The following is a 21,275-nucleotide window of genomic DNA, read 5'->3' as shown; positions in this document are numbered from 1 at the left end:
GTTTTTGAAATAGAAGGAAGCACAGGACCTGGATATTCCTGCACTTCCTTTCGAAACCTGTTACTGCCTAATAGCCCGTGTTTTGTGTTAAAAAAGGGTTTTGTTTTATCTGGTTAAGCGGCACAGGATATAACGCCGCATGGCCGTCGGACGGCCAGGTTGGCTTTTCGGCCCCCAGTACGGCATTGGCTTTATCCGTTCTTTTGAGGTCGAACCAACGGTGGCCCCATTCGGCAAAGAACTCTACCTGCCTTTCGTGTAATATGGCATTCAGAAGAGATGCCTGATCTGCGGCAGTGGTGTTCCCCAAGCCGGCACGCTGCCGGATCGCGTTCAGATCGGCCTGTGCGCCGGGTATATCGTTTTCCTGGGCTTTAGCCTCGGCACGGATCAGGAATTGTTCAGCATAGCGCAGCACCATATTGAATTCGTCGGCCGGCGGGTTTGTCGTCGTACCAACCTTATATTTGAAAGGCACTCTATAATCCGTACCATCTACGTTGAGCGTAGTCAGCCAGTCGGCTTCCCGCAAATCTCCTGCTTCGAAGGCATTCGCCAAAAATGGCGTTATGGTATATTCAGGTGTTGAAGTGCCCTGGCCGAGAAATGACGCTCCCTCGGAAGAATTCCAGGTAGGCTGGTTAGGAACAAACTGGAGAATGGCTTCTGTGCTGTTTGCTAAGAAAACGCTATTTAAGTCGGGTTCAAGGGTGTAAGTTCCTGAGCCGATCACGGCGGTGGCGGCCGAATCTGCCTGCGCCCATTTTTTCTGGTATAAATAAGTCCTGGCTAATAGTGCAGTGGCGCACCATTTGTTGGGTCTCACCGGTCCGCTACCCTGATAATCAGGAGACAGCAATACCTGAGCGTCATGCAGATCAGCCAATATCTGATCGTACACTTTTGCGGAAGCCGCCCTCGGAAGTGACTGGTTTAGATGATAATCCGAACTGGTTTCGAGCGGTACGTCGCCGAATGTATTGGTCAGATAAAAATAGCATAATGCCCGCATGAACTTCGTTTCGCCCAGCAATTGTTGTTTTACAGCAATGCTGAGGCCCGACGAACTATTCAACTGCTCAATCGTTAAATTGATCTGGTACAGATAGGTATAAGGCGCCGCCCAAAATTTTGAGTCAATGCTTCCGGTGGCCGCGGTCAGGCCGTTTTGTTCAAATAAATTGTCATCGCCACCGCGCCCGGACAGCAACTCATCAGCAGACAGCCCTCCATTTACGCTGAACAAACCGTTTAAGAAAGATTCATTGCCCTGCATTATCTGGCTATAAAGGCCGAGAACTGCGGCGGTGGCGGACTTGTCATTTTTAAACACGACCGAACTTACTTCCTGATTAATCGGAGGCGGTACTTCCACGAATTTTTTACAGGAAGCCAAAGACACCAATAAGCCGCTTATCAGCACCCAATATCTTATATGATAATTATTTTTAGTTTTCATTTTGTGCGATTTTAAAAAGTGAACTGCATGCCCGCCGTAATCGTTTTCAATGGCGGAAGGGAGTAAAAATTCATTGTCTCCGGATCATTACCCTTGTATTTAGTTATGGTAAACAGATTTTGCCCCATAGCATAAATACGGATGTTAGCTATGCCTGCTTTTTTTAGCCAATTTTTAGGAAAGCTATAGGATAACATCACATTCTTTAACCTCATATAGGAAGCATCGCTGTATATCCCATCGGAGTAAACAAAATAATTTGATGCTGCGGCATAAGCCGGGTTTGCGCCGCTTTGGGTAAACTGTTGAATAGGTGCATTGTCACCGGCTTTCTGCCATCGTTGCAGGAACTCAGTTGGCAGATTATGGGCAGTACCCGGAACATATAGATTGATCAAACTTTTGTAATTCAAACCCTGCTGCTTAGTAAACGTCAGGAAGAAATCCAGCTGCCAGCTTTTGTAAGAGATGTTATTTCCTAAACCTCCTCCATATCTTGGATCGAGATTCCCAACAACTTTCAAGTCAGTGTTCAAATCCGGTGATGATGAAGTTCCGGAAGCTGTCTGAAAGATAAAGGCACCGGTCTGCGGATCTACGCCGAGTGAGTGGTAGCGCTGCAACACGGAAAGTGACTGTCCAACAACATAGGTGGAGGCGTAACTTGAAGTTGCCAGGTTAGGAAATGCCAGTAATTTATTCCGCTGGCTGCTCAGGTTGAAAGAGGTCGTCCAGTTAAAATCCTCACTAACGATATTCCTGGTGGTCAAAGTGAACTCCAAGCCTTTGTTTTGTATCTTCGCCGGGGAATTTTGAATCACGCTGGCGTAACCAGTTTGTGCGGGTAAAGCATAGAATATCAATTGATTGCTGCTCCTGTTGCGGAACCACGCTGCGGAAACCAATACCCGGTCTTTCAGGAAACCTAGCTCTAGAGCCGCTTCCAGTTTCTTGTTTATTTCCCAACCATAGTTTGAATTATAGAGCCCGGTCGGAATCAGCCCAGGTGCGCCATTATAAGGCAGCTGTGAATTCGTCCAGCTCGGGAGGTATTTGTAATCACCGATCTGGTCATTACCCGTAGTTCCATAGCTTCCTCTCAGCTTGCCAAAAGAGATAAAAGGAAACATCTTTTTGAAAAAGTCCTCATTTGACAGTAACCAGGCTGCTCCGACCGAGCCGAAATTACCGAACTGGCGTCCGGGGCCAAAGCGGCTCGAGCCATCCCGCCTTCCGGTGAGGTTCAGGATATATTTGTCTTCCCAGTTGTAATTCAGCCGGCCATAAATAGCCTGATACCGGTAATCGCTGTTGCCATTTGCAGAACTTGTCGTTGCGGCACTTGCGATCGACTGGATAAGCGCGTCATCCGTATAGCCATAACCGCTGATAGCAAAAAAGTTATAGGTCTGATCCTGCCAGGTACCACCTGCAAGCAGCTTTAATGCGCCTTTGCCGATAGAAATATTGTATTCCAATTGCGGCTCAACGATCCAGCTATGAAAATTGCTGTTCGAAAAAGAGGAAGAGCCTGTTGGATCCTGAGTCGGATTTTGGGCGCTTATCGGTGTCAAAGCGGTCTCATTCGCCTGAAAAGTGTTATAGCCCAAACTTGTTCTGAAAATCAGGTTAGGCGTAAACCTGTAGGACATTATCAAATTGCTCAGGAGGTTATCTGATTTAGCCGTATATGGTTCTTCCGTGTAGGCCAACGGGTTGATAAAGTTTAAGCCGTTGATGGAAAAATTCAATCCTCCGGAAGCATTGTGCAGCGGAGGCAATGTAGGTGGCAGATATATGTTGGAGGTCAAATCACTAATAGGCAGCTTATTTACATCCGAAGAGTACATTGCTGACAAGGTAAGATTGAATTTCTTATCCGCTGATGACTGGGTAAAGCTGGCATGCAGGGAGCCACGTGCGTCTGCAAAATCACCAGGGAATACGGTTGTCTGGCGGTTATATCCTCCGCCTACTAAAAATGTGGTATTGGCGCTGCCCCCGGAAAGCGAAACCTGCGCATTTGTATTGTGAGCGGTGCCGCCAATAAAGAGCTTCTCCAGGTTCGTATAGCTCGTTGAATCAAAACGGAGAATATCATAAGCATTGCGCTTTGTTGGCGTTTGGCCATCATTTTTAAATGCTTCGTTTCGCATTTGCAGATACTGCTGCGTATTCATCATCGGCATGAAATGCGTTATCCTGCTCGCGCCGCTATTGACCGTAGCATCGAATTTTAATTTTCCGGCCTTCCCTTTTTTTGTCGTTATGAGTATCACACCGTTTGCGCCCCTGCTTCCATAAATCGAAGTTGCATCTGCGTCCTGCAAAATTTCTATGCTTTCGATATCCGCAGGGTTAATACTATTAAAGGGGCTTAATCCTCCCGGGCTATTACTCCCGAGACCAACACCTGCCGCAGAATTCACCTGGTGGAAATCGTTATTGCCCGGCGCATAAGGGACGCCATCAATGATATATAAAGGGTTGGATCCCTGCGACAATGAGTTTTTGCCGCGGATCTGCACGTTTACTAATGAACCCGAAACACCGTTAATTTGAGTTACTAAGAGTCCCGGAATACGGCCTTCTAAAGTCAGCAATGGGTCCCGAACTGGTTGAGACTCTATTTCTTTGGCTGTGACCACGCCGACGCTTCCGGTGGATAGCGCCCGTTTTTCTGAATAGTATCCTTTATTTATTACTACCTCATTCAAATTTGTGCTGGTCGCTTTTAAGGTTATCAGCAAGCCGCCAAGCAAATCTTTTGCAGTAGCTTCCTGGGTTTCGTAACCTATGTAAGAAAAAGTCAGTATCGCGTTTTCATCCGGGACGCTTATTGAAAAGCTACCTTTGGCATCCGATACGGCTCCGGTGGCTGTGCCCTTCAGTTTTACAGTAACGCCAGCCATTGGCTTATTTGTTTCGTCCACCACATTACCGGTTACTGTCAGGGGAATTGACAACGCGGATTTCAGGCGTTCGGGAAAGGATAGTTCCTTTGCTTTGATCAATATGGTCTTTTCTTCGATCAGGTATGTTAACGGGTAATGATCCAGTACCTTACTCAGTACTTCATCCAGGCTTGCACCTTTGAAGTCGACGCGCTGCGGTGAGATTTTGCTGATGCTTTCACTGGAGATTAAAATATTGTAGCCTGTCTGCTTCCGGATTTCAGTGAATATCTGCTCGGGCGTGGCCTTCGTATTTTTGTAGGTTACTTTTTGGGCATATGTCGCCGCACTGACCTGCAGGAATGCTGCTAAGATGAAAATGACGGTTAGTTTCATGGTCAGCAAGAATTTATTAATGTAGCCCGGTGGGGTACAAAAAAGGCATGTAAATTTTTTATACATTTGAATGTCTGGTTAAACGTGAATGATTTGTCTCAAGCAATTATTCTTCCGCCTGGCGGATAAGTGAACCGGATAATGGAGCGGGGGCGACGCAAACGCTTCCGCTTTCTTTTTCCAGTCCCACCTCTTTACGTTAAGTTTCTTTACTGTCTTTCTTCATATTTTGGGATTTTAGGATTATCAATAGTCTTTTAGATTAGTAGGCTGTCAGTTGTTTTGAACAATGATTTTATTTCCTTCTACTTTAAATTTGACGTGCCCAATTTGCTGTAATTTGGTTAGCACCTCTGAAACATTGACGAAGCGGCTGACGCTGCCCCAATAGCGTTCGGATACCTGCTGGTCATTAGGGTATTCGATATCGACATTGTACCAGCGGGATATCTTGCGCATCACACTATGCAGCTCTTCATGATCAAAAAGGAAGTAACCCTTCCTCCAGGCAACAGCGCCTTCTGTATCCACATCTTTAACTGTGATGAGAGCAGCGTTTGACAAGGCGGCTTGTGAGGGTTTTAGTAATACTGACTGTTTCTGATGATTAACCCGGACCGCACCACTGATGAGCGTAGTCGTGATAACGGGCTCATCCTCATACGCATTCACGTTAAAGGCTGTACCGATGTCTTCGATCAAACCCCCGTTAACTTTCACCCGGAAAGGCTGTGCCGGATTATGGACCACTTCGAAATAAGCCTCACCAGTAAGTTCAACGGTACGGGCGGCGCCGGCAAACGATACCGGGTAATGGATGGATGAAGCAGAATTAAGCCAGACCTTTGAGCCGTCAGGTAAAGTCAGGCTATATTGTTCCGCACGTTTTGTCGAAAGCGTATTATATAGTGTTTCGCTACCCGGTCCATTAGCTGAAGTAATATACTCTACTTTCCCTTCTTCTGTCTTCTTTATAAGCGTATTTCCCTGGCTGGCAATCGTCCCTTTTTGCGCATCCGTTAAAACCATCTTCCGGCCATCGGATAATGTCAGCGTGGCTTTATTAATACCGGGGGTAATTTCTTTAGTGTTATTTTGGGCAATCTGTACAGGGGCTGCATGCTTCCTAAAAACAAAATATCCTCCTGCAGAAAGTATGAGCAGAATGGAGGCCGCCGCCACAATACGGGTATAAAGACGCCTAACCGGTTGTTTTACCTCTAAATCGGAGCGCTCTTTTATGCGGGCGTACAACCGTTCTTTCAACATGTCTTCATTTCCGGCTGAGTCCATCTCGAGCTCCGTATCATCGAAAGCATCGAACCATTCGTCGAACTCTTTTTTTTCTGCTTCAGTTATGCTGCCCTCGCGCCATTTGCGGGCCAGGTGCAGCATCCGACGGGATTTATAGCCGCTCGCCATGATGATCTTTTATTACATAGCCAAGCGAGACGCACTTATCCCTTAGTCCCCGTTAAAAAAAATTTAAAAATTGTGAATTTTCTTTTTTAATGAGACACTTTTTTCACTTTTAATGAGACAGTGTTAGAGTAAGATGTTGAACATTGCTGACCTCTATTATTAACACAATTGTTTACAACTCCTTTTTATTAAGTTTGTGTAGTTGATCGTTCAATAGTATGGAATACAGTGAATTAAACCACCTGGAAAACAGGGAACCTGTGGTGGCAAAGATCTATGAAAAACTGATCGAAGAGCTACACAAGTTCGGCCCGGTGAAAATAGAACCTAAAAAGACCAGCATCCATTTGGGCAACCGTTTTGGGTTTGCCGGTGTTTACACGCAAAAAAAAGCGATCAACCTGGAAGTACACCTGAACCACCGGTTAAATAGCACACGGGTCAGTAAAGTCGAGCAAGCTTCGGCGAACCGTTTCCATCATACGATCAAACTCAATGCACCTGGCGAAGTGGATGATGAGTTACTGGGTTGGTTGCGGGAAGCTTATGACCTGAAAAAGTAGTAACATGAACAATATTACAAAAGGCCTCATCGTCGGTATCATCTTTGGCATAGTATCTATCCTTCCGATGCTTGCCATGAAATTCGGGGACAAAACAGCTGCAATGACGGCATCCTTTATCAGCCGTTTCGCCATCGGCTTTATCATCTTTAACATGCAACTTCCTATGCATGGCTGGCTCAAAGGGGCTTTAATAGGAATTGTTTTGAGTTTACCGGATGCGTTGGTCACTAAAAAATACGCCCCGATAATCGGTCTTGGACTAATCGGTGGAATTGTCTGCGGCATCTTTGCTGGTTAGTGAAATCGTTCCGTCTCATCAAACACGGAAAAAGTGTCTCATTAAAAAAGAAAATTCACAAAAATTGATGATATTAAAGGATCACCTACTGGATTACAGCAGAATTTCCAAGTCCTTGCGGCTAAATGAGCCCTGGCTTATTCTTCTGAGGACAGATTCCATATCCCGCCACTCTTTGACATGGTCAGCTTCCTGTTATCGAAAAGTTCATTCATAATTAGCCAAACCTGATCAGTCAACCGGAAAGACCTGGTTGAACTCTGATCTATTTTTGAAAGAAATCCGGTGATCGCTATCTTTCAATAGCTATATTATTTCCGGGCAGTCGCCAATATAGTTGTCCGCCGGTGGGAATATCAATGGTAGTGGTCTTCAACAGCTCCTCACGGCTTCTGAGTTCATCGGCAAATACAGTAAAAAATCTGGAAAATGGGATTTCCCTGCCAGAGGCATCATACAGCACGGTATAGTGCATACCGATTAAGTGGCGTTCGTCAGTGATCACTTTAGTGCCAAAATCTATTCTTATCATGTTTATACGCGATACGGTCGAATTTACGCGCGTTTCCAACACGCCGACCTCCAGGGTTTTCTGAAAATCTTTATCATTCGGCCTGGCTTCCCTCAACTCTACCAATTTGATACCGTAATGTTCTGCATAAAGGCGCGTGTCTCTCGTAAATCCTGTTTTACAAACGATGATGCCGCTTTCAATTCCTGTATCCTCCATTATTCCCCTAAGCTTCATTACGGTATCATTGGTGACTTTTTTCTTCAGGAATTTGCATTCGATTGCTGTCCGGTGCATGGTTGCGCCATCTGACTGCTCCGTCAAAACATCGATCTGATAGGTTGCCCCGGATTTGCCTTTGACCAAACAATTATGGCCATGCCCGATCACCTTTATCCCATATTTTTCGCCAAGCGCCGCGTAGATGTATTGTGTAATGAATTCGTATGCTTTCCAGTCCAGCTCGTTTTTCTCAGACATAAATTAAGGTTGATTTTCAGCTCATTGCCGTTGCGTAATATTTTCAAAAGCATTAGCGATTGATCTTATCATAAAGCTAAAAATTCGAAAAAATATTGAAAGTCTTATTGCTTTAAATACAGTTACAGGAATAAACCGTAAAGGTTACCAAAGCTCCCACGCAAGGTTTTGCGGGCCTTTGACAAATGCGCTTCGACTGTCTTTTCCGAAATGTTAAGCTCTTCGGCAATTTGTTTCTGCGTGTAACCCTGCTCCTGCTGCAAGACGAATACGAGACGGCATTTTTCGGGAAGTTTAGCCAGGGTCAACTTCAGCCGCTCCTGCAACTGATGGTAATCCAGTAATTGAATAGTACCTTCGTCAAGCTCAGAAAGTCCGGATGCAGCCTCTTTCAGATAATCAGCGGCGCGGGCCATTTTTGCCATGCGATTGATGACTTCATATTTTACGGCAATCGAAAAATAGTTATCGAACCCTTTGACCAGGTTAAGGGAATTTCGCCTTCGCCATAAATTACAGAAGATGTCCTGTACAACTTCTTCAGCCTCCATGGCATCGTTCAAACGTTTACGCGCTATGATGTATAGCCTGTCCCAATAACGGTCATAGATCAGCCGGAACGCAGTTTCTTTGCCCTCCCTCATAAGAGATAGCAGTTCCTGATCTGAATATGTCTCGAATGACGGCATCGGGGTTGTAAATGGCTAACTGATTTGACATAAAGATACAAAGGTGTTTTCACTATAAAAAATACGGTGAAAAAACGGCTCAACCCGATCTGCCTTTCCTGATCGCCTGTACCCTGCTTAATTCGTGGGCCTCGGATACGTACATCGGGCGGCCTTTAACTTTAAATCCGTTTAGGGCGGCAATCAAGAACCTTCCCTGTACGTCGTTCTCTACCTGTACAAACGCCCTGCCGCTGCTCTGTCCCGCCTTACGATCCATCATAATCTTCAAATAAATGATGGTACAATGCTTTTCCAGGAGCGTACGAAGGTCGCTCTCTGAAAAAACATAAGGTAAGTTATTGATAAAGAGTTTCATACATAAAAAAAGGCGCCGGATAACCGGCGCCGATTCAACTAAACTAAACTTAAACTAAAGTAGGTTCATGCAGGTTGTGTTGTTTCAACTTGGCCATTGCCCTTTTTAAGGTCAGGCGTATCATTTCAGGGTACAATCCCATCAATTCACTGATCTCTCTATTGGAATGTTCGCGGCCGCCTTTAAATCCAAAGCGGTACTCAATTACCTCACGCTCAATGCCTGACAGCACGCTGAACAATTCTTCCAATTCGTCCTGAGCACTCAGCTCATCTATAAGATCGTCTGCAGCAGCTTCATTGGATACCAGTACATTGATCAGCGCATAATCATCTCCGGGGCTCACGGGGGCATCATAGCTAACTGTACGACCGGAATAAAAGATGGCGTCTTCTACCTTATAAAGTTCTACTTGCAGCAACTCTGCCAGCTCAGTTGAGGTCGGGGCGCGTTCCAGCCGGGATTCGAGCTGAGTTACATTGTGCCCTATTTTTGTCAGCAGATTTATATGATTGGTAGGCAAACGTACGGTACGCTTATACTCCGCAAGTGCATGCATGATGCTTTGCCTGATCCACCACACGGCAAATGAAATAAATTTGAAACCCAGCGTTTCATCAAAGCGCTGCGCGGCTTTGATAAGCCCCAAATTTCCTTCATTGATCAGATCTTCCAGGGACATACCCATGTGCTGATATTTTTTCGCTACGGACACAACAAAACGCAAATTGGCACGAACCAGCCGGTTAAGCGCCGCACGGTCGCCCTGTTTTATCTTTTGTGCCAGCAAAACTTCATCCTGAGGCGATATCATTTTTTCCTTGCTGATGTCATTGAAATACTTTTCAATCGACTTATTCTGTTTATCCGTAATAGCGGGGGTAATAATCAGGTCACGCATCATTCCGGGTTAAGATTCGTGTGGGAAAAATTCATAAGCGGGAATTTCCGCAACCACCGGTAACGCGATACCTTTCTGCACAACAAGCTGATTCAGCATATCCGCGGTCATGCTTGCCAAATTGAAGTAAGGCTTCCAACCCCAATCCTGGCGGCTTTGCTCATCATCTATGCTTGCCGGCCATCCCGCAGCGATGGTATCACGAAAGTCCGGTTCATACGCAACTTTGAATCCAGGCATGTGCTTTTTTATGGAGGCAGCCAGGTCACACGGCGCAAAGCTTAAACCGGCCAGGTTATAAGAAGTGCGGACACTTAAGCGTTCCGCCGGTGCTTCCATCAGCTCGATCGTAGCGCGCAAAGCATCCTGCATGTACATCATCGGAAGGCACCTGTCTTCGGCCAGGTAACAAGTATACTCGCCGCTTGTCAGGGCGTGGTGATAGATATCTACCGCGTAATCAGTCGTCCCGCCGCCCGGCTGCGCAGTGTAAGAGATCAGCCCGGGATAACGAAGGCTTCGAACGTCTACACCAAATTTTTCGTGGTAATAATTACACCAGTACTCCCCCGCCCGTTTGCTGATGCCATAAACAGTTTTAGGTTCCGTTGGCGCTTGCTGCGGGCAATTATATTGCGGAGAACCGGTACCAAACACGGCGATGCTGCTTGGCCAAAAAACTTTGCTTAAACTTCTTTTGCCGGCGATTTTCAGTACCGATAAGAGGCTATGCACATTGAGGTTCCAGGCGGCCTCCAGGTTTTTCTCCCCTTTCGCCGACAACATTGCGGCAAGATGATATATCTGCGTGATACCACATTCTTTGACAACCAGGTCAAGCATTTCTTCCTGTAAAACATCGAGCTGCACATAATTGCTGATTCCCGGAGGACGAATATGAATATCGGCTGCAACAACATGGTCCTGGCCATATAAAAGCCGCAATTCGCGGGTAAGTTCCGTGCCGATCTGGCCGCATGCTCCCGTGATCAATATTTTTTCCTTTTGCATTGACATTTAAATATTATTGATATGCTAAGAACCAGGGGGTGCGCCATGCTTTTCCCAAAACATTGCAGGCGCACTATCCCCCTGATCTGATACCACCCGCAGCCAACATGGCAGCTGCCTTATCTTAATTAAAAAACTTTCGGTTTTATTGGTTCGACAGGACTGATGTCCTGTTTTTCTGTAAATATTGAATTCAGGCTACTCAATAACCATAGCAGCCTATTATTTTGGTAAAACAGGAATGATAATGATAAAACAACAGCGCAAATGGTAATTATAAGACTGTTTTATCTTACCAATCGTGTAATGGCATCTGATACACCAAGCAACTCTATTAAATGATCACCATTCTAAAATGCCTTTGATAAATCTTGAAAAAGACTTGCATAAAAGCCGAATTTGCATTTACTTGCATTATTAATTAACCAAGTCTCTTCTGCACCAGTTACACTAAGTCGTTACATTCGATAACGGCACAGGTAATGGGTTGAAGCCGCCCCGCGCGGCATTTTGTGCAAATAGCTCCCAGTTATTTCAGTTTAACCCTTTAATCGACATTTCATGGCTTACGTGTTAGATGACATTGACAAACGTATACTCAACCTGCTGCAAGAAGATTCCCGTCTTTCCAACAAACAATTGGCGCACCTGCTCCATCGCTCACCTAATCCGACCTATGTGCGGGTAAAACGCCTGCAAGATGAAGGATATATCAGGAGGTATACGACGATCCTCAACCCCAAAAAGATTGGCCGCGGTGTTACGGTCTTTACTTCCGTAAAGCTGAAAGAGCACTCACAAAAGAGCCTCAAAGCATTCATGAGAGAAGTAGCGAAGCTGGATGAGATCATGGAATGTTATCACATGAGCGGCGACTCCGATTTCATCCTGAAAATCGTCATAGGAAATCTTGACGAGTACAACCACCTGATGATGGAGCAGCTTTCTAACCTTCCGGACGTTGCCACCATGGAAAGCACGTTTGTAATGTCAGAGGTTAAACATGAAACCCGTTACGGACTGGAAAAATCCTAGGCAAGATGGACCTGATGAAAAGAAGACTGCGATACTCGGAAACGAAGTTCTTTAGCTTCTATCACCTCCATTACTATTTTTCGAAAGAGGCAGAGATCGGGGGCGTTCGAAAGATGATCCTTGACTTTAAACGATATGAGGAAGCGGCTGTCCGGCATTTTATTATGGAGGCACTCGAAACGATGCAGCTGCTGGATATGGAGGACTACGTATTGATCGTACGGGCGCTCAGCAGCCAGGAACTGGTGATCGGCGACATGGGCCGGGGCAGCGTAGACCGGCTGGGTCAATCGCTCGCCGCCGTCTTTGGCTGGGATTATGACCCTGAAGTAATTTATAAAAAGCGTCATGCACTGCCAGTCAAGACCATGCGCATCTTGCAACGGCAAGCCGTACTTGACGGGATTTATGCCTTTAACCCGGAGCCATTTGAAAACTTAACGCGGGTACTCATCATCGACGACATCGTCACCACCGGCACTACCGTGCGTGCTATTGCAGCACCTATTTTGAAAGCTTTTCCCAAAGCAGAGATCATGGTCTTTGCGCTGGCCTGGACCCCTACTGCCAGACAGCAGGAACGTATACTGCAAACAACATCTGAAAGCTTCGTGCTGCATGAGCCGGAATCAGAATATAATACTCCCGGGAAATGGCTGGATACTGATTATGAATTTAGCGAAACGCATGTGACTATTTAGGCCTACCGCCGGAGAACCTAACAACATTGGAGTTTCAGTCCACTTGCGATCAGCCTGCTACTGGAATATATATCATTTGCTTCCCATGTTTCAAAGCGTAATGACCTGTAATTCTATTACCCATTGCCGTTATTTATTCAGAAACCTATTACAACTGATTGGTATCAATCGCGAGGTCGATCAAATTTTTGCATTCAGACATTGGAAACCCATAAACCATATTCGTACCTGGGCCTAACGGCACAGGCCAGTCCCACTAATCTACCTTGATAGTTAAAAATCGGAGCACCGCTCAGGCCGGCATATTCCTCGCGGCTTTTAATTGGCTTTCTTGCCTTGAATATATAGAAATTTCCATCAAATCTGTGGTAGGTTAACGGCGCTTTAATTTCTGGAAGTCTTTGTAAAAATATTCCGTTCATGTCCTGGTTTATATACCCAAAAAAACCATATTGGCTTTCGTGATCCGGTTCGTCTAAATCTTCAAGCATCGGGAATATTTTATTCCCTCCGGCAACTTGAAATGATTGAAAATCTATATCATTTTGCAATAAATCAAATGGCTCCTTAATTTCGGCAACTGAAAAATCAATTTCCTCGCCGCCGCTCTCAATTGCAGTTATTAACGCATCCGCATCCAAGTCCTCATCAGCTACAAAATAACTATATGAAAGAATTTCGCCTATGGGAATAATAGGGCTCGTTTTACCATCATGAGGCTGATTGGGTTCAATATATACATCTAGTCCTTTTTTGGTAACATGTGAGACAGATAGAAAAAAGCTTCTTCCTTTGTATAAGACAATACAGCCTGTGCCGAAATCACAAGGCACCAAACTACCCGGTTGTGTTAATATCACATTAAGTGACGCCCGTACAAAAATTTCTTCAGTATACTTCATTTAATTGCCTTGTAACTGGCTGTATTGATCACCACAATGAATAGGTTAGGCTAAACACACCCGCCATTATAACACGATCATTGCCCGTTACATTCAAATTAACAAATTAAGTATTTAAGGACAATGCATAGCCACATGTTCGGTTAAATTATTAGTAACTGGTGGCAAAACATGCCTGACCCTTTCTATTTTGCTAGGATCAGGCATTTAAAATTAAGAAGCTTCTACTCCAGTTTTACCTTTCTTATCAATCTTCCTCAAACGGTCAATAACCTTCGATTGAACATCATCCACTATTTTCCAATCTCTTGAAAGGTAAATATCAGTTGTTGTATGAGTATGGTCAATATGATTTAGTGCTAAAGCAATATCATCTTTACTCATTCTACAATCATTTCGTGCCACGTTGGCGAAAGAATGCCTGGCGCCATAAAATGTGACAGGAGGAATTCCAGGTTGTTCGGAAACTTGCTTCATTCCTTTGGATAAAGCAGAATCCAGATGTTTAAAATTGGCATACCTTAAAGTTAGTTTGCCGAGATATTTTTTAAGCAATGGCTTTGCTTCATCGACAATTTTAATGCTGATGAATGCGTTGTCCTTTCTTCTAACCTTTGTCTTCGACCGGTGATATTCGAGGCGCCCATTCTTGATGTTCTCTTCAGTGCAGTTATAAAGATCAACCGCGTTAATTCCGCACATATAAAATGATAGCATAAATAAATCCCTCGCAAGTTCTGCTCTGCCATCTGGTTTTAACTGGCAACTCCGGATGCTTTTAATGACCTTTAGCGGTACGTTCCTTTTTTGGGTTTGAGGAGGTGATCCGACTTTGTATTTGGCGAAGGGATAGTGCGGTATTTTGATTATACCCAAGTCTTCATTATTGTACTTCTCTCTGGCTGCGTTGAAGAGCGTCCGTAAATCCCGCATGTAGTTGTAAACTCCGCTATCGGTAACCCCCTTACAATCTGTTGTCACTTCCTTACCAAATTGATTGATCCGTTTTATAATGCGTTTACTGCGCAAGAATCGTTCGTAGGATTTCAACATGAACGTAGAAATCTCCATTACGGAAACCTTCTCCCTTCCAAAATAATCCACCAGACTATTTCTTACCGAAGTATGATTTGACGCTGTGCCACTTCGGCCATCTTTCTTTAATTGACGAATATGAGCATCACAGAAATTAACGAAATTGACCTCCTCGTTTTTACTAATCAAATAATCTCTTAGTGCTTCAGCACTAAAGAAATCAAGTCTTTCACCCAACTCACTTATAGCGATCCGATACTCATCGATTTGTTTGTTGAGCTGCCGATTGATGAAAGGATCTTTTATAGCCAAATCCTTTGACAATTGCTTGTCCGAAACATAATGATTGGTATCAATGTACCGCTTTTCGCCTTTGTGAAAAATCCGAATTTTCACGTTGTAAGAACCATCTGTTTTTAGATGGTGCTTTAATACTTTTGGACTTACTGTAGCCATTTGAAAGTTTTTAAAAACGCAAAATTTCTGTACCGTATTTGTACCGGTTGTACCGTTTTTGTACCGCTTTTTGCGTCAGATTTAACAATAAACTATGTAAATTTCAACGATACGACGACTGTCGTTTCAAGATAAGAGGAGGTCCAAAAAAGCCCCTGTATGCATAAAAAAAGCCATTTCTTGTTAAAGAAACAGCTTTATTTTTCATGTGATCCCATCAGGATTCGAACCTGAGACCGACAGATTAGAAATCTGTTGCTCTATCCAGCTGAGCTATAGGACCATCGCGTCTAAACTACAAATATAAACATGGTTTCGAACCCGTGGTATACTGTATATTTTTTTGCGGTGCAAATATGCAAAATTATGCTGAAAATAACAATCAATTTGGTAATTGATTTGCTATAAGCTGCTTAACAGCTTTTTAATGTAATACGGGCTCTTGTTTATTTTTGTTTTTAATTGTTTCACAAAATCCGTCCGTCCGTCCAAAGGTGTAACCCTTGTCCATTGCCCAATCGATAAAATCAGCTATCCTTCGTGCAAAAGCTTCGCCCGAGTTTCTGGAAACATAGCCCGGGAAACCGAACTTTTCTTTATCGTGCAGGTCGGTAAATTCCCAGGGGTGGAAATACAAGTTCAGATAACCGTCTTTTTTATGCGTTGCCGAAGCCATACGTTTTAATAAAGATAGCGGCAAATTATGAAAGCTTAACCAGAAAAGCGGAAAACGTATTACCGGCGAAACCGAAGCCGGAATCTGCAGCACATCATGATCATAAAACCAGGTACGTGGTTTATCAAAATTATTATACCGCCCGGGCAGCCAGGTTGGGTTTATAGACGAGTTATACTCATAGCCGGCTTTTGCTATTTCAGTCTCATCAACAGGCATCATCCGTGCCATGCGGAAGCCTGTTACTTCAGTTCCGGAAATATCCTCCAAGGCCAGCTTCGACTGCCTTAAATGTTCGGCCTTAAAATCTGAATGATAATACCCGTGTGATGCTATCTCATGCCCTTCGGCTACCATCCTTTTGATAACTTCGGTCTTATGATTGGCGTAATTAGCTGTGCAAAAGAAGGTAACCTTTATACCTCTGTCTTTTAATAAATCGAGTACCGTGTTGGTACCCCTTGTCGAAATTTCAAGCTGCTCATCAAATGGTATTGATTTACCGTACTCAAACGGCATATCAAACTCTTCAACATCAAACCCTAATAAAATCATTATTTACAATAACAACGTTTGACGACCGGATGATATAATGTGGGCGATGTTTAGACTGCATAAATATTTTGCCAACATACACTCCAATAACACTCATTACAAGTAACTGAAGGCCGCCAAAAAAGGCTATGGTAGCAATAATTGATGCCCATCCCGAAACTGCGTAACCTAAAAAGTAGCTTACTAATACATAAGGGATATACAAAATAGCCAGTGATGAAACCAGTAACCCAATTAATGATACAATGTAAAGCGGCCTTGCACTGAACGCCACAATGCTGCCTACAGCAAGTTTAACCAGCTTTGCAAACGAGTAGCTTGCCTCGCCGGTATGCCGTTTTGATGGCACATAAGGAATGCCAACCTGTTTATATCCTGCCCATTTAATTATCCCCCTAAAAAAGATCTCGTATTCGTCAATCAGTTTAAGCTGTTTTACGACTTTTTCATCAATCAATCTGAAATCGGCGGTACCATTTTCCATCTTGATATCCGAAAGCATGTTAAGGCCTTTATAAAACAATTTTGACGTAACTTTCTGATAACCCTTGCCATGAGGGTTTTCGCCTTCGCGATAGGTGTAAACAATATCATAGCCATTTTCCCAAAGGTTTAACATCTTCAGGATCAGCTGTGGCGGGTGCTGCAAATCAGCATCCATTGTTATCACGGCATCGCCCTGCGCCATTGCAATACCGGCCTTAAGAGCATAATCTTTACCAAAGTTGCGCGAAAGTTCTACATAAAATACATTGGAATGCAGCTCGGCATTGATCTTTAACTCATTCAGGGTATTATCGCGGCTTCCGTCGTCAACAAAGATCAGCTCATAGGCATATCCCGTGGGCGAAAGTGTTTCACGAAGTTGCTCAATTAAATAACTAATGTTTTTTTCTTCGTTATGAGAGGGTATAACAATAGAGATCTTCTTATCGGCAAGGTAAGTCATAGTTATACTATGGATTTTTAATTGTAATAGGTGGTATAGTAATTAAAGCTTATATTTGGTTGCAGTTTCACACACTCTTTTATATAAAATAACATTACGGCAAATTGTTATAAAACGTAACTGGCGTAATCAGTTTTTTAAAAAAGTATAAAATACACCTAACGTAACTTTTCTGTTACAAACATAATTAATAATTATTTATTAATCTGCAAATTTTCCCGTTTTACAGTAAAAAGACAATCCGTAAAGCTAAACTGTTGTTGGGGTCAGCTCGTTTTTCTTTTCGCCGGCAAAATCCCTGGTAAGCGTTTCATAAATTATTTTAAGCCATATCAAAAAGCAGGGTATCGATTTTAATTTATACGGAACTATATACTGCGTGCGGATAAACGACGGAAAAAGATCTGATGGTGAAAGACTGGTTATCAGCAATGCTAAAATCAACAGGAAAATCTCAAAACCGGTAACCGGTCGGTTTAAATTCATAAACCAAACTGCAACACCCACAAAAGCGATAATATAGGTTGATGATTCGGCCGAACTGCTGAATATCACAGCGAAGATCAATACCGATGAAAGGATCAGGCGCTGGTATTCCAAAACCTTATAAGCACCTATACGAAGGTACGATAGTGCAAACAACACCAGCGCCGGTCCTATTACATACATATTTTTAAGATCATCATAGTGAAAAGCTTTGCGGATAAAACCGGTAAAGCAAATTTCCTGCATTACCGAATGTTGATTGCCTGAGTTTTTGACCAGCAGGTCGGCGTACCAGTCACGATACGTTTGGATAATAAACGAAGGTGACGAAATGGCCATAGGCAAAACAAATAACACCACCGACCAAAATATAAAGCTTAACACAAACTTTGGCTTATTTGCAGAAAAGAAAAAGAAAGCCAACCCAACTATACCATACAGTTTTATAAATGCACCGAGAGCTATCATCAATGCAGCCCAAAAATCCTGCTCGCGCTTTATGAAATTAAAAGCCAATATAATAAGCGCTGCTATCATAGGGTTGCTTTGCACATTGGCCGACGCCGTCATCAACTCATGGGCGCACAGCAAAAGCACAATAACATACTGATCTTTTTTTAGTGGCAATAGTTGAATAGCCTTAAACAGGATAAACGCGTTAAACAGCACCCATAAAATAACCCCGATACTATCTGGCAGGATAGAAAATGGCGCCATGATAATTGAAAATACTGGTCCGTAGTGGTTCAGGTCATAATAATGCTCAGGCTGATAAGCATACAGGTTATGTTGATGGATGGTATTTAAAAAGTTATACTTAAAGATGGTGTAATTGTTAAACCCCTGGTGGGCCAAAACACCTTTAATTACCAGAAACAGACTTAGGCCAAACCATAAAGAATAAACAAAAGGTTTGTTGGTGATAAGCTTCGCAAGTTTTTGCACAGATTAGGGGTCTTTAAATTTATGCGAAGATATAAATATGTCACACAATTATTACAAGTCCTTAAATTAACTTGTCCCGTGTTATCTTTGAACAAACCCAATCATACCATGAATTCAAACCTCTCCCCCATTAATCATAATCCCGATCGCCGTAAATTCATTACCCAGTTAAGTGCTTTAGCAGGCACCGCTGCGTTGCTGTCAGCCCCTTTTGCGGCAGATGCCATAACCCTTACCAAACCTGATGAGCACATCACTGTAGGGCAAATCATCGACCTTTTTATGAAACAGGTACCCGGCGCTCCCTTTCCTAATACGGTTGATACCCTAAAATCGGGCAACCGCGATATTGTGGTTACCGGCATAGTTACCACCATGTTTGCAACCATTGGCATTATTGAAAAAGCAATCAGCTTAGGGGCTAATTTTATCATAGCACACGAACCAACTTTTTATAACCATGCCGATGAAACCACCTGGCTGGCCAACGATGACGTATTTCAGTATAAAAAACAATTGCTCGACAAGTACAACATTGCGGTTTGGCGCAACCATGATACCATACATAGCCTTAAACCCGATGGCGTTGGCATTGGTTTGTTAAAGCAGCTTGATTGGATAAGCTATTACAAACCCGAAACAGGGAACCTGTTAAACATTCCGTCTACCTCCTTAAGTTCGCTTATCGAAACATTTAAAAAGAAGCTAAAAATTGAGAAGGTACGCTACATTGGCAATCCATCACAAAGCTGCCAAAAGGTGCTGCTGTTACCTGGAGCGGCCGGCGGTAAAAGACAGATCACCGAAATGAGCACCAAAAAACCAGATGTACTGATTTGCGGTGAAATTTCTGAATGGGAAACTGCCGAATATGTGCGGGACGCCCAAGCCAAAGGCGATAAACTTTCATTAATTGTATTAGGGCATATTGCCAGCGAAGAACCGGGTTCGGAGTTTATGATAGGATGGCTGAAGCAAAACGTACCCGGCATTAAAGCCACACACATTCACCCGGGTAATTCACTTGCGTTTATGTAACCCGTTTGTAATACAAAATACACGTTTTAGCATTAATTAAAGCCAATATTTTGCTTAATAATGTAACATTGCGTACAATTGTAAATTACTCTGTTTTTAAATTGTAGGGTGCACTGCTTATCTGTAAACTTTACATTTAAAAAAAGGTATAGTTGACCTGATTAATTATTGATAACAATGGTATAAAAGCACCATTTAAAGTTTAATTTATACAAAAAAGTAGCTATAATTTAAGTAAAAATCGCAATTTTCATTTTTTAAAATACTAAGTGTTTTTTTTACAATAAGTAAATCCTACTTTTAACCGATTTTTAAAAAAACAAAAATTTATGATCATAATTGCTGACGGTGGCTCAACCAAAACAAATTGGTGCCTGGTTACCGAAGAGGGAAAAAAAGTTTACTTCAATACCGAGGGTTATAACCCCTACTTTTCAAGTACAGAGTATATTATACAGTCACTGAACGAAAGCCTGCCAACCGATCTTGAAAAAAACCTGATCACAGAGGTAAATTACTATGGTGCCGGCTGTTCAACCCCCGAAATGCGTAAAATTGTTGAGGAAGCTATGAAAGTAGTTTTCACCGGCGCTAAAGTTAATATTGGCCATGACTTACTTGCTGCTGCCCGTGCTTTGCTTGGTAACACCGAAGGCTTTGCCGCCATATTAGGTACCGGAACCAATACCTGCATTTATGATGGTAAAGAAGTTGTACACAATATTGATTCGGGCGCCTATATTCTTGGTGACGAAGGCAGCGGTTGCTACATCGGCAAAAAGTTGTTAACAGATTACCTGCGCGGTTATATGCCCGAGCCTGTACGTGCCCTTTTCTGGGAAACTTACAAACTTACTCCTGATGATATCAATGAGCAGGTTTATACCCAGCCGCGTGCAAACCGTTTTTGCGCAAGCTTCAGCAAATTTGTTTACGATAACAACGTACACATCGAATATTCACGCAACCTGGTACGTACCTCGTTCGAAGATTTCTTCCGTAACCTGGTAACCCACTACCCTGATTACAAAAAATACACTTTCAACTGCATCGGTTCGGTAGGCTATAACTTCCGTAACGTGTTGGAAGAAGTAGTTACTGAAAATGGCATGGTTGTTGGCAACATCATCCGCTCGCCTATAGATAACCTGGTGAAATACCATTTGGAATTAGCACCTTCTTCTTTATAGTTAGAAGCAAGACATCAAGAATCAAGACCTAAGACGTTAAAATTTTAAGCTAAAAAGGACTGGAAGATTTTCCGGTCCTTTTGCTTTTTACGTGTTCTTCAACAAATGAATGGGATGGTTCTGTCGTCCGTATATCTGTGTCACCACACTTTCTACAGATAGTGGGCACCTGCCCCTCTCCACCCCGTCATTGCTTCGTGCCTTATAATGACGGGGTGAAAAGATCACTAAAAACAAAAAGGGCTGGAAAATCTTCCAACCCTTCTATTTTATAATTCTATTTCTTTCTTGGCTCTTGACTCTTGATTTCCTGACTCTATCC

At 43.2% G+C, this 21,275-nt stretch carries 19 protein-coding genes and 1 tRNA gene; 6 read left to right on the top strand and 14 right to left on the bottom strand.

The features are described from left to right. Positions 1-67: 67 nt before the first annotated feature. The 3 genes from ACEN82_RS04185 to ACEN82_RS04175 form a co-directional block, all read right to left on the bottom strand. A complete protein-coding gene (locus ACEN82_RS04185; protein ID WP_413317900.1) occupies positions 68-1,459 on the bottom strand; it encodes a RagB/SusD family nutrient uptake outer membrane protein in 1,392 nt (463 codons plus the stop codon). 11 nt (positions 1,460-1,470) lie between these two features. Beyond that, positions 1,471-4,749, bottom strand: a complete 3,279-nt coding sequence (locus tag ACEN82_RS04180; protein WP_413317898.1) for a SusC/RagA family TonB-linked outer membrane protein — start codon at positions 4,747-4,749, stop codon at positions 1,471-1,473. Positions 4,750-5,022: 273 nt separating this feature from the next. Next, entirely contained in the window at positions 5,023-6,171 is a 1,149-nt protein-coding gene (locus tag ACEN82_RS04175) for a FecR family protein (protein WP_413317896.1), read from the bottom strand. 218 nt (positions 6,172-6,389) lie between these two features. Here ACEN82_RS04175 and ACEN82_RS04170 point away from each other — a divergent pair, with 218 nt between their 5' ends. Together ACEN82_RS04170 and ACEN82_RS04165 are read left to right on the top strand one after the other, a co-directional pair. Then, the gene (locus ACEN82_RS04170) at positions 6,390-6,734 is read left to right on the top strand and encodes a DUF5655 domain-containing protein (protein ID WP_413317894.1); all 345 of its coding nucleotides are present in this window, start codon (positions 6,390-6,392) and stop codon (positions 6,732-6,734) included. Positions 6,735-6,738: 4 nt separating this feature from the next. Further along, complete coding sequence (locus tag ACEN82_RS04165; protein WP_413317892.1) at positions 6,739-7,035, top strand: hypothetical protein; 297 nt, start codon at positions 6,739-6,741, stop codon at positions 7,033-7,035. A gap of 292 nt (positions 7,036-7,327) precedes the next feature. Here the strand turns inward: ACEN82_RS04165 and ACEN82_RS04160 are convergent, their stop codons facing one another. From ACEN82_RS04160 to ACEN82_RS04140, 5 genes are all read right to left on the bottom strand, one after another. Then, entirely contained in the window at positions 7,328-8,026 is a 699-nt protein-coding gene (locus ACEN82_RS04160) for a restriction endonuclease (RefSeq protein WP_413317890.1), read from the bottom strand. 122 nt (positions 8,027-8,148) lie between these two features. Next, the gene (locus tag ACEN82_RS04155) at positions 8,149-8,715 is read right to left on the bottom strand and encodes an RNA polymerase sigma factor (protein WP_413317888.1); all 567 of its coding nucleotides are present in this window, start codon (positions 8,713-8,715) and stop codon (positions 8,149-8,151) included. Positions 8,716-8,794: 79 nt separating this feature from the next. Next, positions 8,795-9,073, bottom strand: a complete 279-nt coding sequence (locus ACEN82_RS04150) for an RNA recognition motif domain-containing protein (protein ID WP_413317886.1) — start codon at positions 9,071-9,073, stop codon at positions 8,795-8,797. Positions 9,074-9,122: 49 nt separating this feature from the next. After that, entirely contained in the window at positions 9,123-9,977 is an 855-nt protein-coding gene (locus tag ACEN82_RS04145) for a sigma-70 family RNA polymerase sigma factor (RefSeq protein ID WP_413317884.1), read from the bottom strand. A gap of 6 nt (positions 9,978-9,983) precedes the next feature. Continuing rightward, entirely contained in the window at positions 9,984-10,991 is a 1,008-nt protein-coding gene (locus ACEN82_RS04140; RefSeq protein WP_413317882.1) for an NAD-dependent epimerase/dehydratase family protein, read from the bottom strand. A 555-nt stretch (positions 10,992-11,546) separates the two neighbouring features. Here ACEN82_RS04140 and ACEN82_RS04135 point away from each other — a divergent pair. Further along, on the top strand, positions 11,547-12,020 hold the full coding sequence (locus tag ACEN82_RS04135; protein ID WP_413317880.1) for an Lrp/AsnC family transcriptional regulator: 474 nt from the start codon (positions 11,547-11,549) through the stop codon (positions 12,018-12,020). Between the two features lie 5 nt (positions 12,021-12,025). Then, on the top strand, positions 12,026-12,721 hold the full coding sequence (locus tag ACEN82_RS04130; RefSeq protein WP_413317878.1) for a ComF family protein: 696 nt from the start codon (positions 12,026-12,028) through the stop codon (positions 12,719-12,721). Positions 12,722-12,915: 194 nt separating this feature from the next. On the opposite strand, the gene ACEN82_RS04125 is transcribed toward ACEN82_RS04130, so the two are convergent. The 6 genes from ACEN82_RS04125 to ACEN82_RS04100 all read right to left on the bottom strand — a co-directional run bounded on the left by ACEN82_RS04125 (position 12,916) and on the right by ACEN82_RS04100 (position 18,725). Beyond that, positions 12,916-13,623 (bottom strand): hypothetical protein, encoded by a 708-nt coding sequence (locus ACEN82_RS04125; RefSeq protein WP_413317876.1) that lies wholly within the window; start codon positions 13,621-13,623, stop codon positions 12,916-12,918. A gap of 213 nt (positions 13,624-13,836) precedes the next feature. After that, positions 13,837-15,114, bottom strand: coding sequence for a site-specific integrase (locus ACEN82_RS04120; RefSeq protein ID WP_413317874.1), 1,278 nt, complete (start codon positions 15,112-15,114; stop codon positions 13,837-13,839). Positions 15,115-15,323: 209 nt separating this feature from the next. Further along, a tRNA-Arg gene (locus ACEN82_RS04115) sits at positions 15,324-15,397 on the bottom strand. A 141-nt stretch (positions 15,398-15,538) separates the two neighbouring features. Then, positions 15,539-16,345 carry a polysaccharide deacetylase family protein gene (locus ACEN82_RS04110; RefSeq protein ID WP_413317872.1) on the bottom strand — a complete coding sequence of 269 codons (807 nt, stop codon included), beginning with the start codon at positions 16,343-16,345 and terminating at the stop codon, positions 15,539-15,541. After that, complete coding sequence (locus tag ACEN82_RS04105) at positions 16,326-17,294, bottom strand: glycosyltransferase family 2 protein (protein ID WP_090527721.1); 969 nt, start codon at positions 17,292-17,294, stop codon at positions 16,326-16,328. The genes ACEN82_RS04110 and ACEN82_RS04105 overlap by 20 nt, the downstream gene beginning before the upstream one ends. Before the next feature lie 249 nt (positions 17,295-17,543). Then, on the bottom strand, positions 17,544-18,725 hold the full coding sequence (locus ACEN82_RS04100) for a glycosyltransferase family 87 protein (protein WP_413317870.1): 1,182 nt from the start codon (positions 18,723-18,725) through the stop codon (positions 17,544-17,546). Between the two features lie 108 nt (positions 18,726-18,833). On the opposite strand from ACEN82_RS04100, the gene ACEN82_RS04095 reads away from it, so the two are divergent. Next, a complete protein-coding gene (locus ACEN82_RS04095; protein ID WP_413317868.1) occupies positions 18,834-19,763 on the top strand; it encodes a Nif3-like dinuclear metal center hexameric protein in 930 nt (309 codons plus the stop codon). Positions 19,764-20,092: 329 nt separating this feature from the next. Next, positions 20,093-20,953: an N-acetylglucosamine kinase gene (locus tag ACEN82_RS04090; RefSeq protein ID WP_413317866.1), complete on the top strand. Its 861-nt coding sequence runs from the start codon at positions 20,093-20,095 to the stop codon at positions 20,951-20,953. Positions 20,954-21,275 lie beyond the last annotated feature (322 nt).

This window comes from Mucilaginibacter sp. Mucisp73, assembly GCF_059491465.1.
The sequence above is the reverse complement of the archived record's forward strand: the minus strand, read 5'-3'. Positions and strand labels throughout refer to the sequence as shown.

Bases quoted from the DNA above. Each gene is read 5' to 3' on its own strand.
- ACEN82_RS04185 (WP_413317900.1), bottom strand. From the start codon at position 1,459: ATGAAAACTAAAAATAATTATCATATAAGATATTGGGTGCTGATAAGC.
- ACEN82_RS04180 (WP_413317898.1), bottom strand. From the start codon at position 4,749: ATGAAACTAACCGTCATTTTCATCTTAGCAGCATTCCTGCAGGTCAGT.
- ACEN82_RS04175 (WP_413317896.1), bottom strand. From the start codon at position 6,171: ATGGCGAGCGGCTATAAATCCCGTCGGATGCTGCACCTGGCCCGCAAA.
- ACEN82_RS04170 (WP_413317894.1), top strand. From the start codon at position 6,390: ATGGAATACAGTGAATTAAACCACCTGGAAAACAGGGAACCTGTGGTG.
- ACEN82_RS04165 (WP_413317892.1), top strand. From the start codon at position 6,739: ATGAACAATATTACAAAAGGCCTCATCGTCGGTATCATCTTTGGCATA.
- ACEN82_RS04160 (WP_413317890.1), bottom strand. From the start codon at position 8,026: ATGTCTGAGAAAAACGAGCTGGACTGGAAAGCATACGAATTCATTACA.
- ACEN82_RS04155 (WP_413317888.1), bottom strand. From the start codon at position 8,715: ATGCCGTCATTCGAGACATATTCAGATCAGGAACTGCTATCTCTTATG.
- ACEN82_RS04150 (WP_413317886.1), bottom strand. From the start codon at position 9,073: ATGAAACTCTTTATCAATAACTTACCTTATGTTTTTTCAGAGAGCGAC.
- ACEN82_RS04145 (WP_413317884.1), bottom strand. From the start codon at position 9,977: ATGATGCGTGACCTGATTATTACCCCCGCTATTACGGATAAACAGAAT.
- ACEN82_RS04140 (WP_413317882.1), bottom strand. From the start codon at position 10,991: ATGTCAATGCAAAAGGAAAAAATATTGATCACGGGAGCATGCGGCCAG.
- ACEN82_RS04135 (WP_413317880.1), top strand. From the start codon at position 11,547: ATGGCTTACGTGTTAGATGACATTGACAAACGTATACTCAACCTGCTG.
- ACEN82_RS04130 (WP_413317878.1), top strand. From the start codon at position 12,026: ATGGACCTGATGAAAAGAAGACTGCGATACTCGGAAACGAAGTTCTTT.
- ACEN82_RS04125 (WP_413317876.1), bottom strand. From the start codon at position 13,623: ATGAAGTATACTGAAGAAATTTTTGTACGGGCGTCACTTAATGTGATA.
- ACEN82_RS04120 (WP_413317874.1), bottom strand. From the start codon at position 15,114: ATGGCTACAGTAAGTCCAAAAGTATTAAAGCACCATCTAAAAACAGAT.
- ACEN82_RS04110 (WP_413317872.1), bottom strand. From the start codon at position 16,345: ATGATTTTATTAGGGTTTGATGTTGAAGAGTTTGATATGCCGTTTGAG.
- ACEN82_RS04105 (WP_090527721.1), bottom strand. From the start codon at position 17,294: ATGACTTACCTTGCCGATAAGAAGATCTCTATTGTTATACCCTCTCAT.
- ACEN82_RS04095 (WP_413317868.1), top strand. From the start codon at position 18,834: ATGAATTCAAACCTCTCCCCCATTAATCATAATCCCGATCGCCGTAAA.
- ACEN82_RS04090 (WP_413317866.1), top strand. From the start codon at position 20,093: ATGATCATAATTGCTGACGGTGGCTCAACCAAAACAAATTGGTGCCTG.